Below are 13,896 nucleotides of genomic sequence, written 5' to 3' on the forward strand. Positions count from 1 at the left end.
TAATTCCTTATACAGATCTATTTTAAATATGATTTTAGAATCTTGGCGATTTCAGCCAATTCTTCTTTTCGTTGTTGTTCTGTGGTTTCACCTGATACTAAAGTGTCCTTTAAATGAACCTCTAACATCTCATTCATTAGACCATTAATAGCACCACGCACAGAGCATATTTGTTGCAGAATCGCACCACATTCCACATTGTCTTCTAGCGCTTTTTCAATCGCTTGTGTCTGACCTTTGATCTTTCTGACGCGTAGAAGAATCTTTTTTTTGTCTTCGACCTGATTAGGCATCAGACCTCCTTATTTGCTAGCATTGATACTATAGTACCCCATAGTATAAAAAAGAACAATATTTTTTATAAACCTTAAAAATTTAGGTAGTGTTTCAAAAAGTATGCTGAGATTAAATGAAGTCACTATTGGCTCTGCAATTGGATGCTATAATTAACTTTCCGAATCTTTACAATAGCTTATAAAATTAAACTTCTAACATACTCCCCCCACTTTCAACTAACTCTTTACGAAACATGTTTCTCAGGGATTTTAAAAGCAAAAGCTCTTAGGCGACTTCCTCACGGATTTAGGCATGCTTTCTGCTTCACAAAGCGACCTTTACCGCATCTTTCCTCCACAGACAAAGTGGTATGTCCTACCGCTAGAATATTGCGAGAAGCATTAATATCCGTATTCTTGCTAAAGCCACACTCAATACTGAACTAACACATCTAATCCGATACCTTATTTTGCAATTATTTCCCTCAATACCTATAGTGAAAAACTTACCAATACTTTGCTGACAGTCTTTAAATGCAGTGATAAAACTATCCCATTGATTACTTGAAATTCGGGTATAGTGAATACTTAACTGTTTCAACTTTTCCTTTAGTCGTTGGACTATAGCTATATCTCTTTTACCCCAAACATAAGTAACAATTTCTCCTGTTTTTTTCAGCACATATCACTTTTCAAAGTAGTGAACCGTACCGGGTTTGTCGGAGAGTCAATATTCTGAGAGACTATCCCGATGACAAAATTAAAATATACCCCTGAAATCAGAGAAAGAGCGGTTCAATTATTGATTGAATCTGAAAAAGATTATCCATCGAATTGGGCTGCGATCACCGCTATTGCTCCCAAGATAGGTTGTAGTCCTGAAACACTACGTGTTTGGTATCAAAAATATTTAGATAAACAAAATCCAGTTAAAGTACAGCAGCTTTCAGACCAAGAACGTATCAAACAACTCGAACGCGAAAATAAAGAACTGCAACGCGCCAATGAGATTCTACGTAAAGCAGCCGCTTTTTTCGCCCAGGCGGAGCTCGACCGCCCACACAAATAATGGTGGATTTTATCCATAATAATAAACAGCTGTACGGAGTCGAGGCGATTTGTAGAATTTTACCGATCGCACCTTCAACCTATTACCGGACTTTAGATCTCACAGTAAATCCAGAACATCGAGCGAAACGAGATTTACATGACTTGCATCATGCTGAGGAGATCAAGCGAATTTGGAAAGAAAGTTCAGGTCGATACGGTGTGCGTAAGGTCTGGCAACAACTGAAACGTGAAGGCTATGTGATTGCACGTTGTACAGTTGCTCGATTGATGCAGAAGCTAGGTATACAAGGTGTTTGGCGTGGTAAGAATAAACAAACTACCCGTAGCCGAGATGACCAAAAACGGGCAGATGATTTAGTGAAACGTAATTTTAGTGCTGATCATCCAAACCAACTATGGGTCGGTGACTTTACGTATATTCAAACTCATTCAGGCTGGGTCTATACCGCCTTTATTATTGATGTGTTTTCACGAGCAATTGTTGGATGGAAAGTATCTACACGGATGAATACAGATATGGTGCTCGATGCATTGGAGCAAGCATTGCATGATCGAGGCATGCCAAAGAATGTGATTCATCATTCCGACAGAGGTGTGCAATATCTTTCCATTCGCTATACCAATCGTTTAGAAGCAGCAAATTTACGAGCATCAGTCGGTACGACAGGCGATTCATACGATAATGCTTTGGCTGAAACGGTGAATGGCTTATACAAAACATAGGTGATTGAATATCTAAAAGCAGTTTGGCAAGGTTTAGCAGATGTACAACTTGCGACACTAAACTGGGTAGATTGGTTCAATAAAAAGCGTGTACACAGTGCACTGGGTTATGTATCGCCTTTTGAGTTTGAAGCAATGTACTATGATAAGATTAACCCGTTAGGTCAGGTGGCCTAACTTAAATAAAAAAGTCTCCGACAAACCCGGTACGTTTCAATCAGCCTTCTATCCCCTGTCATATTGCTCACGGCTGCAGTGATCGCAGTCCCCTTAATCAAGCGCCTAGGATTAAACTCGGTATTGGGATATTTAATTGCAGGATTAATTATTGGTCCATTTGGACTGGCATTTTTCTACGATTCTGCGTCTATTCTGCATATCGCTGAGCTTGGTATTGTGATGTATCTGTTTGTGATTGGACTAGAAATGCGTCCATCGTATTTATGGAGTTTAAGAAAAGAAATTTTTGGATTAGGTACATTACAAATTAGTGCCTGTTCATTGGGGCTAACGGCTGTAGGCTTGGTCTATGGCTATTCTTGGCAAGTGAGTTTTGTGTGTGCTGCAGGCTTTGTACTCACCTCGACTGCAATTGTAATGCAACTTTTGGGAGATCGTGGAGACATTGCTCAACCACGCGGACAAAAAATTGTCTCGATTCTGCTGTTTGAAGACTTGTTGATTGTCCCTTTATTGGCAATTGTGGCACTGTTGCAAATAGCTGCTGATGGTAAGCTAAATACTCTTTTAGCTAAAGGATCAGCAGATGAATGCTTTCCATGGTCGTCATTTTCAGGGCGAAATCATTCTTTGGGCCGTCCGTTGGTACTGTAAATATGGCATCAGCTATCGTGAACTTCAGGAAATGCTCGCTGAACGGGGAGTAAATGTCGATCACACCACGATTTATCGTTGGGTTCAGCGTTATGCTCCTGAAATGGAAAAACGTTTACGTTGGTATTGGCGTAATCCTAAAGATCGACATTTATGGCATCTGGATGAAACTTACGTAAAAGTGAATGGCAAATGGGCATATCTATACCGAGCAGTTGACCAACGTGGCCATACTCTTGATTTCTATCTTTCTGCTAGACGAAATACCCATTCAGCTTATTGTTTTCTTGGTAAGATTTTGAATCATGTCAAAAAATGGCAGATTCCACGAGTCATAAACACTGATAAGGCTCATACCTATGGCCGTGCTTTGTCGCGACTAAAACACGAAGGAAAGTGTCCTGAAGATCTGGAGCATCGACAGATTAAATACAAGAATAACGTGATTGAATGTGATCATGGCAAGCTTAAACGGATCATCAAGGCTACGTTGGGATTCAAGTCTATGAAAACGGCTTATGCCACAATTAAAGGTATTGAGGTTATGCGTGCTCTACGCAAAGCACAAGCTTCATTATTTTATAACGGTAATATTCTAGGAGAAGTTTGGCTAGTAAATAAAGTTTTCGGTCTCTAAGCTTTTTTGAAGGGAAAATCATCGACTCAGATCCCTATTTGCAACAGTGCCGAACCGAGCGAGTATCTACGAGCGATCAACTGGCATTAAAATTTTGCCCCTACCTTTTCTCTGATTACAAGCTCTCTTATGGTGTTCTTTTTGGCAATATTCCTGTATGTACCAAGCAAAGATGAACTAGACGAACATAGAGTTGATATGACTATACTTAAAAATATCCGCTACAAATCAAAGAGTGTGATGGAAAAATATTAATCAGAATTATGGCTAAAAAGCTGTGTACTTATTTGAACCGAATAACATTAAAGAAAAAACCTATGACTGGTGCCTAATCGACCCTAAAAAATATCAGGTGAGTGGTACATTACTTATTTTTTATCATTACTAATGAGATCACCGCCTCGCAAAATAACTCGACTTTGAAACAAGGCTTAATCATACTTCAAAGTATCGAGTTAAAATGCTAATATTCATTAAGTTATTTCTAAGTGGAGGCAGAAAAATGAAGATCAAAATAATCTGTCTCATCACAATGATAATTGTATTAGCCTTAGCCGTTAAGATAGAAAATGACAAGGAAAAACAAAGGATTCATGAATCAATTATAAGTGATTAAACCATTTAAGCGCGTTAACTTCATATCTGATCCATTTCTTGACTAATCATAATTGTAAAAAATATGAAATGAAAAAGACCTTAGAGGGCAAACGAGAGCGTTTTAAGGCATTAAAAAACCCACAGAAGTGGGCCAAATCATTATTTCATGCTGAAACAATAGTTTTTACTAACCTCTGAGGGAATGGAACAACTAGTTAGCATATTTATTATAAATGCAATATGAATCAAAATGTTTAAAAGATGTATCTAAAAGGCTTCTTTATCATTTTTTTGTTTAAAAAATATTTGCCGAGCGAAGCAATAGCATAAAAAAAAGCCCACTCAAGGAAAGTGAGGTGGGCTTATAAACTAAAGATCTTTGAAAGCCAACAAGAAACCACAGCTAGTTTCTGTTCACTATTTTGTGTACTAATCAAATAATATTCAGTGGCAAAATACGCCAAATACTAAAATATTGTTAAATAAATCAAATTTTTAGAGCTGAAATCTACGATATTTATTTACAGAGTATAACGATTAAAGTAATAACTCTTTCTAAAAATAAGGAGGTTTGGAAAAATCTTATAGTTACCTTGATAATATCCACTCTCATTAGCTTCCTTATTTTATGCACTATAAATTTTTTATTTGGACATGGCATATATATTCCGTGGAGTGACCATAGCCATTGGACAGAGATATTAAGTATAGAAATAATACTCATGAGTTTAGTAATAGGGGGAGTTAGTACCTCTATGATTATGTTAGGGACATTTATTTCTAAAAATAATAGATAGCACAGAATTAACAATCTATAAGTTATAGAAATTACTAGATGTTTCTTTAATTCTTTTCTATTCATTCGACACATAAGGTCACGAATTACGTAAACCCTATATAAGTTTATTTTTTAAACACTCGGATGTCTTATTTCATACATTAATTTACAGCGATTTCTTGGTGCATAAGGCTCTAATAAAAGTGTTTTTTATTTTTGGCAGCCTTGATACGAGTCTGTTTAATGTTGAACTAGAAAGAGGAAATCCGCATGCGTGCTCTTACCTATCATGGTGCTCGGGATGTACGAGTTGAATCCGTTCCAGATCCAGTGATTCAGGAACCAGATGACGTCATTTTAAGGGTGACAGCGACTGCCATCTGTGGCTCAGATCTGCACCTATACCGGGGTAAAATTCCGGCCACTGAAGATGGAGATATTTTCGGCCATGAATTTATGGGAATTGTAGAAGAAGTCGGCCCTGAAGTCACAGAAGTCAAAAAAGGCGACCGGGTAATTATTCCTTTCGTGATTGCATGTGGTCACTGTTTTTTCTGTGAACATGAACTAATGGCTGCCTGTGAAAATACCAATACCGGCCGTGGTGCAATTCTCAATAAAAAACAGATTCCACCAGGGGCAGCTTTATTTGGCTTTAGCCATCTGTATGGTGGTATACCGGGTGGTCAGGCTGAATATGTACGGATTCCCAAGGGCAATATCGGACCATTTAAAGTGCCAGGTTCCCTGCCTGATGAAAAAGTATTATTCCTGACTGATATTCTGCCAACCGCCTGGCAAGCAGTGAAAAATGCCCAAGTTGGTCGAGGTTCCAGTGTGGCGATTTATGGTGCTGGCCCAGTCGGTCTGCTGGCTGCTGCCTGTGCGCGGATGCTCGGTGCCGAGCAGATTTTTATGGTCGATCACCATCCTTATCGTCTGAGTTTCGCACATCAAACCTATGGGGTGATTCCGGTCAATTTTGATGAAGTCGATGCCGCTGAATTTATCATTCAAAATACCACGGGTTATCGTGGAGTCGATGCCGTCATTGATGCGGTCGGTTTTGAAGCCAAAGGCAGCATGCTGGAAACTGTAATGACTAACCTGAAATTAGAAGGTTCGAGTGGTTCAGCGTTAAGACAATGTATTGCAGCGGTCCGCCGCGGCGGTGTGGTGAGTGTACCTGGAGTTTATGCCGGTCCAATTCACGGCTTCCTGTTTGGTGATGCCTTTGACAAAGGTTTAACCTTTAAAATGGGACAAACTCATGTGCATAATTACTTGCCGCAGTTGCTAGAACATATCGAAAATGGAGATCTGTCTCCAGATCTGATTATTACCCATCGCATGAAACTGGAAGATGCTGCGGAAGGTTACCGTATTTTTGATAAAAAAGAAGAAGACTGTCGTAAAGTAATTCTGACGCCATAAATATGATTAAAGGAAAGCGCCATCAGGCGCTTTTTTATTTTTTATCATCATTTTATCAATCCTCTTTTTCTTGTTTTTAAGGGCTTTGTTGCACAAAGATTTGAAATGCAAAGCGCCCCTAATTGAGCCAAATTTAAGGCGTAACTTGGGTAAATGGTCGACCTGATTCCGTAAATCTGTTGAGCACTGCTACACGTGCATGAATCTCATTGACTTGGCTATCAAAACTCCTTGCACTGAGTTTATCTCCTAATAATTTGATGCAATGCATCTTAGTTTCAACCAACTTCGCCAATGATAGCCTGACCATTTTTTCCATAGTATCCTGCCTAAACGTTTAACTGTTCGAAGTAATTCATTTCGTTCTAGCGAGCTACTCTTTGTATCTTTCCATGGTTTCGCATTTTTTCTAGGTGGAATCACCGCATGCGCTTGCCGATCTGCAATTGCAATGACCTGACGGCATTGCTTGGTGTCATAAGCTCCATCGGTATAAACAGAGTCAATCCGCTCATCTTGTGGAATCTGATTAAGTAAATCACCAAGCACCGGTGAATCACTGACATTATTGGTTGTAAGCTGAAATGCTCGTATTTGCAGGGTTTTGGCATCTATACCAATATGTAGTTTACGCCATTGGCGACGATATTCAGGTCCATGTTTCTTGCGCTTCCATTCACCCTCACCTACAAACTCCATGCCTGTAGAGCCCATGAGTAGATGCAGCCCATCTCTACTTTTTTGGTAGCTGATTACAATATCAATATGCTTTTGTCTTCTACAAAGCGTAGTGTAATCTGGAGCTATCCAATTTAATCCGCAAAGTTTAATCAGACTTTGCACAAAGCCAGTAACCATACGTAAAGACAGACGAAATAAGGATTTAATCATTAAGCAGCATTGGATGGCTGCGTCGGAGTAGGTTTGATTTCGCCCTTGTTTGCCTTTTGATGGCGCATACCATTGCGTAACAGGATCAAACCAAATGGCAATATTTCCGCGACTCATGAGTGCTCGGTTATATGCGGGCCAATTGGTTGTGCGGTAGATTTTAGGTGCGGGCTTATTCATTTGAAAATTATATTGTGGAATAAGCCTTTAGAAATAGGTTTGTGCAACAAAGCCCTTAGTTGAAAAAAATTTTAGATTTCATGCTCACACACCACCTAAAAAAATATCTGATTGATTTTACAGGTTTTTAATTTAAGGTTTTATTCTACCCACTCGCAATATCAATGTTTAGTATCACGACTCACTAACTCATTAACTAAATATGGAGCAGTACGGCTATCTTGATTTTCTGTTATTTGTTTTGGTGTTCCTGCCACAACAATATTCCCACCAGCATTTCCAGCACCTGGTCCCACATCAATCACCCAATCTGCTTGTGCAACGGCACGCATATCATGCTCAATCATAACCACGGTATTACCCGCATCGACTAATCGCTGCAATTGAACTAACAATCGATCTACATCTGATGGATGCAAACCTGTAGTTGGCTCATCAAGTATATACAGTGTATTTCCACGCTGATTGCGTTGCAGCTCGGTCGCCAATTTAATACGTTGCGCTTCTCCACCAGATAGTTCAGTCGCTGGTTGCCCTAAACGTAAATAACCAAGGCCAATTTCCTTTAATAATTGTAGTGAACGAGCAATCGAGACCTCTCCATCAAAAAAATCACGTGCTTCATTGACGGTCATTCCTAATATTTCAGCAATATTACGTCCATTCCAGCGAATTTTCAGAGTGTCATCATTATATCGAGCACCATGACATGTCGTACAAGGGGCATATACACTTGGCATAAACAATAATTCTACACTGACAAAGCCTTCACCTTCACAAGTTTCACATCGCCCTTTAGCCACATTAAACGAAAAACGTCCAGCATCATAATGAGCTTGGCGAGCTTCAGGAGTCCCAGCAAATAACTTTCTAACATGATCAAATAAACCCGTATAAGTTGCCAGATTAGAACGTGGAGTACGGCCAATTGGTTTTTGATCAACCTGTACCAGACGCTGTATAGCCTCCACATCACCAGCCAGAGAACCCTGTGTAACCTCGGTAACCAACATTCCTTCATTTAAAGGATTATTTTCATTATTGTTTTCAGTTTCAGATTCATTGCCTAAATATGAAAGTACTAACTCGGGTAAAGCTTGAGAAACGAGACTAGATTTACCTGAACCTGAAATACCTGTAACTGCTGTAAGTACACCAAGAGGTATACGAGCATCAATATTATGCAGGTTATGTCGGTAAATATTGTTAAGTTCAAGCCAACCAGAGGGTGTACGTCCATAACTTTGAGTAACTGGGATTTTATTAAATAAATAACTTGCAGTACGTGAAGCTGAAATCTCACTTAAACCCTGAGGTACTCCACTATATAAAATATTACCACCTTGCTCTCCTGCATCTGGTCCAACATCCACTAACCATTGAGCACGACGCATGAGCTCTAAATCATGCTCTACAACAAATACGGAGTTTCCAGCGTCTCTTAATTTATCGAGAGAATCATATAATGACTGACTATCTGAAGGATGTAATCCAGCAGACGGTTCATCCAGTACATAAACTACACCAAATAGCATAGAACTTAATTGTGTTGCTAAACGCAAACGTTGTAACTCTCCCGCTGAAAGAGTCGGTGTGGCTCTATCTAATGTTAGATAACTAAGACCTAACTGGCGTAATTGATTTAAACGCCCCACCACACCATTTGCTAAACGCTGCGCAGCAATTTTCTTTTCATCTGAAAGTGCTGACGTACGTCTTACATCTGGAGATACAGAATGCACTGCTCTACCTGTTGTTGCTCGTTCAGATCTATCAAGTTGGGTTACTTTATTATTAGTCTTTTCTCCAGCATCATGAGCGTCGAAATTGCCTAGAACAATGGGCTCAAGCAGGCAAGTTAACTTATCCAAAGAAAGTTGCATAAACTCACCAATATCTACTCCAGCAAAGGTAATAGATAAGGCTTCTGGTTTAAGGCGTTTACCATGACAGGAAGGGCATATTTTTCCTTCCATAAAACGTGAAACACGTTTTTTCATCAACGTACTTTGGGTATTAGCAAAAGTATGAAGGACATAGCGACGAGCACCAGTGAAAGTGCCCATATAGCTGGGTTCTAGTTTACGTTTAAGTGCAGATTGAGTCTCAGCGGGGCTTAAACCAGCATAGACAGGAACTGTTGGGGTTTCTTCAGTAAATAAAATCCAGTCTCTATCCGATTGCGGTAAATCTTTCCATGGTCGATCAACATCATACCCTAGGGTTACTAGGATATCGCGTAAGTTTTGCCCGTGCCAAGCAGGTGGCCATGATGCGATAGCTCTCTCACGAATACTGAGTGTTGGGTCAGGAACCATTGTCGATTCTGTAACTTCATAAATGTGACCTAAACCATGACAGGTAGGACAAGCACCTTGAGGAGTGTTCGGTGAAAAGTCCTCGGCATATAACATTGGCTGATCGGCAGGATATGCACCAGCACGCGAATAAATCATTCGCACGAGACTTGATAAAGTTGTTACACTTCCAACAGAAGAACGGGTATTACTTGCACCACGTTGTTGTTGCAATGCTACTGCTGGTGGTAGACCATCAATAGCATCAACATCTGGTACTCCGGCCTGATCTATTAAGCGTCTTGCATAAGGTGCAACAGATTCGAAATATCTTCTTTGTGCTTCAGCAAAAATAGTTCCAAAAGCAAGTGATGATTTTCCTGAACCCGATACACCTGAGAAAACAACAAGTGCATTTCTTGGGATAGAAACATCTACATCCTTAAGGTTATGCTCACGTGCACCTCGAACTTCAATACAATTATTAGATAAAGTAATGTTATTGTGTTCACCAAAAGAATGTATTTTCATGTTTCTAGGAGCCTGTAAATTATTTTGTGTTAGTCCCATTTTTTATAAATGATCTTTTAATCGATCATCGAACTGAATCGTAAACCAATTCATTGCTAAACGCCAATTTTGAATTGGCATGGTCCATTTTTTAGCAGCATTTGAAGTTGCTAAATAAATGACCTTTTTCACTGAATCATCAGAAGAGAAGATCTTTCTCTTTTTAGTTGAATGGCGGATCACGCTATTCAATGATTCAATTGCATTTGTTGTATAAATCGCATGACGTATTTCAGCAGGATAGCTAAAGATCGTTCGGATATTTTCCCAATTTGCCCGCCAGGATTCTCCAATTTTTGGATACTGGTGATTCCATTGATCGCACAAGATATCTAGGGACTTTAAAGCATTTTCCTCTGTACTTGCCTGATAGATCGCCTTCAATCCTGCTGTTACAGCTTTGTAGTCCTTCCAGCTCACAAATCTCAGGCTATTGCGTACAACATGTACGATACACAGCTGGATGTCAGTATGAGGGTAGACAGAGGCTATCGCATCAGGAAAGCCTTTTAGCCCGTCTACACAGGCAACAAGAATATCTTGCACTCCTCGATTTTTAAGCTCTGTCATGACTGACAGCCAGAATTTGGAACCTTCTGTTTGAGCAAGCCACCTGCCAAGAAGTTCTTTTTGGCCATCCAAGTTAATGCCTAATGCTAAATAAACTGATTTATTGATTACTGTTGAATGCTGACGAACCTTAACAACAATGCAATCTAAATAGACAACAGGATAAAGACTATCGAGTGTTCTATTTTGCCATTCTGTCACTTGTTCAATGACAGCATCCGTTACCTTACTAATAAGGGAGGCAGATACATCGGCATCGTACATTTCTTTAAAAAAAGCAACAATTTCTCTATTTGTCATTCCTTTCGCATATAGCGAAAGAATTTGATCATCCATGCTAGTAATGCGCGTTTGATGCTTCTTAATAATCTGTGGTTCAAAAGAGCCGTCACGATCACGAGGGATATCTAAAGCAAGCTGCCCATCTTGTGTTAGAACTGTTTTGGAGCTAAAACCATTACGTGCATTAGATCCTTTCTTAGGTTGATGCTTTTCATAGCCTAAATGTTCAGAAGGCTCAGTATTCAGAGCGGTTTCGATCATGAACTTTTTAAATATGGCTGTCATTTGGTTTAAATCTTCAGGAGTTTTTAAACCTTTAGCTAATTCAGCTGCCATACTTTTGATTGTAGCTTCATCCATGTGAAGTACCTCTTTTTATTATCCTCAGTAGGATGAATGAAAATTAAGTACTTACACAAAATTTAGAACAGTCCCTTTATTTAAAGATTTTTCGCCGCAATTTATTGAATTTATTAAATCAATCAAAAAACTTTAACTTACGGAGTTAGTCCATTTAAATCTATTCCTTTGAGTTAATCCGATATGAAAAATATTTAAGGTTAAATTATTTAGTTTTCTTAAAATTAACATAATACACCTTATATGAAATTTAAAAATGGAGCTTAAAGCTCCATTTTTAAATAACTTTTTTTAAATTGTTAAGCGTAAATTCAGTGCTTTTACAACTTTAATCACAGTATCAAAACTAGGGTTAACATCACCAGAAAGTGCTTTGTAAAGACTTTCTCGGCCTAGACCTGTATCTCGTGATAATTGAGCCATTCCTTTAGCTTTAGCAATGTTACCTAAAGCTTTAGCAATGAATGCAGCATCACCATTAGATTCATCGATACAGGCTTGTAGGTAAGCTTGCATATCTTCTTCTGTTTTAAGATGCTCAGCACTATCCCATTTACGAAGTTTGATAGCCATTTACAGCTCCTCCTCTAAATCTTGTGCTAATTGTAGGGCAAGTTTTATATCTTTACTTTGCGTAGACTTATCTCCGCCTGCTAAGAGAATAACGACCCTTTGCCCTTGCTTGCAGTAATAAATCCTATAGCCAGGTCCAAAGAAGAAACGTAACTCAGAAACACCTTCACCGACTGGTTCAGTATCTCCAAAGTTCCCATCTTCAACCCGATCAATTCGGACTTGTATGCGTCTTTTTGCCTGTTGATCTTTTAACTTGGTAAACCAATCATCAAAGGCTTCTGTGGTATATATTGAGTACATAAGCAAAATGTATCCTATAGGATACGTTTTTGCAAGACATAAACTTGGTTCTTTAGGCCTGAGGCACTGAATTTCATATTACAGCCATTATGTTAAATGGAGAAAATTAGTGGAAGTTTCTATTTTTCTTTTATAAAGATATTCAGGATCTGTTAGTCTTCTTTAAAATTTATTTACACCATAATTTACAGAGAAATTAATGCAAACTAAATTCGTAGATCCATCAACTTATGCTGTTAGCAATCAACCTAATCCATCTTTTAGTTATGGTGTACAGCATATTAGTAATGAAAATGGGCAACCTATTAATGGTTTTAACTTTTCAGAGTACGAAATTCCTGTCAGAAAAATACTAAGAAAGGATTCATCTCCAGTTATTGGTAACTTTAGAAGCTGGCCAACTCCTAGTGCTGACAAATTTATTAACGCAGTAGTAATGACTCGTTTATTTGTTTTATGTAAGGATAAACAAAAATTTCTTGTTGAAAAAATGGTGTTTCGTGAAACAGGAAATATTTTTAATGAAGACAAGTTGTTTATTTATTCTTTTTGTACAGAGAATTCTCAACTTGAAGTTTATATAGATGATAATGGAATGATCTCAGAAATTAATAGATTTAACCAGAATCTAAATTATGAAGCTAAAATTCCACTAAACATTTTAGGTCTTAACTATTTGATGACACAGGTTTTCTATTGATGTGTGCTGAAAAAACAGGAGGTTTTAACTTGGTAAACTAAACACACTCATCAGGAGTTTACCATGAGCAAGAAACACAAGACTTACACCACAGAATTTAAAGCTGAAGCCATCAAATTAATTGAAGCCAATCAAGGCAATGTCTCGGAAACAGCTAGACAACTTAGCATTTCAATGCAAACTCTTTCAAATTGGAATACCAAAGCAAAGGCTGGAACTTTAGCAGGTACAAAACAGTATTCACCTGATCTAAACGCTCTACTCGAAGAAAATAAAAAACTCAAACAACAGCTCAAAATAGCTGAAATGGAACGTGAATTTTTAAAAAAGGCAGCAGCGTACTTTGCCAAAGAAAGTCAGTAAGGTACGCCTATATGAAACAAAAAAGATATTCTTTTCCAATTACCTTAATGGCTCGATTACTTCATGTTTCAGTTTCATGTTTTTATGATTGGCTCAAGAGAGGCGTGAGCAAAAGAACGATTCAACGAAATCAACAGACGATATTGGTGAAAATAGCCCATGAGGAGACAAGGCAGAGCTATGGTTATATTCGATTAACCAAATACTTACAAGCTCAGGGTATAAAAATGAGTATGTACGCTGTACGTCAGATAAAAGCGCTGAACCACCTGTATTGTAAGCGACACAAGCGTTTTAAAAGGACTACGAATAGTGACCATAATCGAGCGATCTATGAAAACCTGCTGGAGCAACAATTCTCAATGACTAGACCAAATCAAGCATGGTCAAGTGATATTACGTACATATGGACTGTTGAAGGATGGCTGTACTTAGCAGCGGTAAAAGACCTTTACACG

The 13,896-nt window shown here is 38.6% G+C and carries 9 protein-coding genes, 5 pseudogenes and 1 other annotated feature; of the genes and pseudogenes, 6 read left to right on the forward strand and 8 right to left on the reverse strand.

The window, feature by feature from the left end; translation table 11 throughout:
* Positions 1 to 17: 17 nt before the first annotated feature.
* The 3 genes and pseudogenes from J678_RS21780 to J678_RS0104660 form a co-directional block, all read right to left on the reverse strand.
* Positions 18 to 293: a metal/formaldehyde-sensitive transcriptional repressor gene (locus J678_RS21780; RefSeq protein ID WP_001133624.1), complete on the reverse strand. Its 276-nt coding sequence runs from the start codon at positions 291 to 293 to the stop codon at positions 18 to 20.
* A 268-nt stretch (positions 294 to 561) separates the two neighbouring features.
* A pseudogene (locus J678_RS24050) lies at positions 562 to 712 on the reverse strand (RNA-guided endonuclease TnpB family protein); the annotation flags it as partial.
* Positions 713 to 726: 14 nt separating this feature from the next.
* Positions 727 to 951: pseudogene (locus J678_RS0104660) on the reverse strand (IS1 family transposase); the annotation flags it as partial.
* 75 nt (positions 952 to 1,026) lie between these two features.
* Between J678_RS0104660 and J678_RS0104665 the strand changes: the two are divergent.
* The 4 genes and pseudogenes from J678_RS0104665 to J678_RS21805 all read left to right on the forward strand — a co-directional run bounded on the left by J678_RS0104665 (position 1,027) and on the right by J678_RS21805 (position 6,349).
* Positions 1,027 to 2,246 (forward strand): annotated as a pseudogene (locus J678_RS0104665) (IS3 family transposase).
* Positions 1,302 to 1,418, forward strand: a sequence feature (AL1L pseudoknot). (Overlaps the previous pseudogene by 117 nt.)
* A 39-nt stretch (positions 2,247 to 2,285) precedes the next feature.
* The gene (locus tag J678_RS21795; RefSeq protein WP_079263707.1) at positions 2,286 to 2,903 is read left to right on the forward strand and encodes a cation:proton antiporter; all 618 of its coding nucleotides are present in this window, start codon (positions 2,286 to 2,288) and stop codon (positions 2,901 to 2,903) included.
* Positions 2,836 to 3,540, forward strand: a complete 705-nt coding sequence (locus J678_RS21800) for an IS6 family transposase (RefSeq protein WP_025466852.1) — start codon at positions 2,836 to 2,838, stop codon at positions 3,538 to 3,540. The genes J678_RS21795 and J678_RS21800 overlap by 68 nt, the downstream gene beginning before the upstream one ends.
* 1,645 nt (positions 3,541 to 5,185) lie before the next feature.
* Complete coding sequence (locus J678_RS21805) at positions 5,186 to 6,349, forward strand: zinc-dependent alcohol dehydrogenase (protein ID WP_006582112.1); 1,164 nt, start codon at positions 5,186 to 5,188, stop codon at positions 6,347 to 6,349.
* A gap of 133 nt (positions 6,350 to 6,482) precedes the next feature.
* Here the strand turns inward: J678_RS21805 and J678_RS21810 are convergent.
* The 5 genes and pseudogenes from J678_RS21810 to J678_RS21830 form a co-directional block, all read right to left on the reverse strand.
* Positions 6,483 to 7,420: pseudogene (locus J678_RS21810) on the reverse strand (IS5 family transposase).
* Positions 7,421 to 7,581: 161 nt separating this feature from the next.
* Positions 7,582 to 10,248 (reverse strand): excinuclease ABC subunit UvrA, encoded by a 2,667-nt coding sequence (locus tag J678_RS21815; RefSeq protein ID WP_002055446.1) that lies wholly within the window; start codon positions 10,246 to 10,248, stop codon positions 7,582 to 7,584.
* A gap of 42 nt (positions 10,249 to 10,290) precedes the next feature.
* Complete coding sequence (locus J678_RS21820; RefSeq protein ID WP_006582666.1) at positions 10,291 to 11,499, reverse strand: IS256 family transposase; 1,209 nt, start codon at positions 11,497 to 11,499, stop codon at positions 10,291 to 10,293.
* A 291-nt stretch (positions 11,500 to 11,790) separates the two neighbouring features.
* Positions 11,791 to 12,072: an addiction module antidote protein gene (locus J678_RS21825; protein WP_006582667.1), complete on the reverse strand. Its 282-nt coding sequence runs from the start codon at positions 12,070 to 12,072 to the stop codon at positions 11,791 to 11,793.
* Entirely contained in the window at positions 12,073 to 12,375 is a 303-nt protein-coding gene (locus tag J678_RS21830; RefSeq protein ID WP_000286963.1) for a type II toxin-antitoxin system RelE/ParE family toxin, read from the reverse strand.
* Between the two features lie 199 nt (positions 12,376 to 12,574).
* Between J678_RS21830 and J678_RS21835 the strand changes: the two genes are divergently transcribed.
* A complete protein-coding gene (locus tag J678_RS21835; RefSeq protein ID WP_031997917.1) occupies positions 12,575 to 13,075 on the forward strand; it encodes a hypothetical protein in 501 nt (166 codons plus the stop codon).
* Between the two features lie 63 nt (positions 13,076 to 13,138).
* Positions 13,139 to 13,896 (forward strand): annotated as a pseudogene (locus tag J678_RS23425) (IS3-like element ISAba22 family transposase); the annotation flags it as partial.

The organism is Acinetobacter sp. 1424608 (assembly GCF_000588255.1).
Classification (GTDB): domain Bacteria; phylum Pseudomonadota; class Gammaproteobacteria; order Pseudomonadales; family Moraxellaceae; genus Acinetobacter; species Acinetobacter nosocomialis.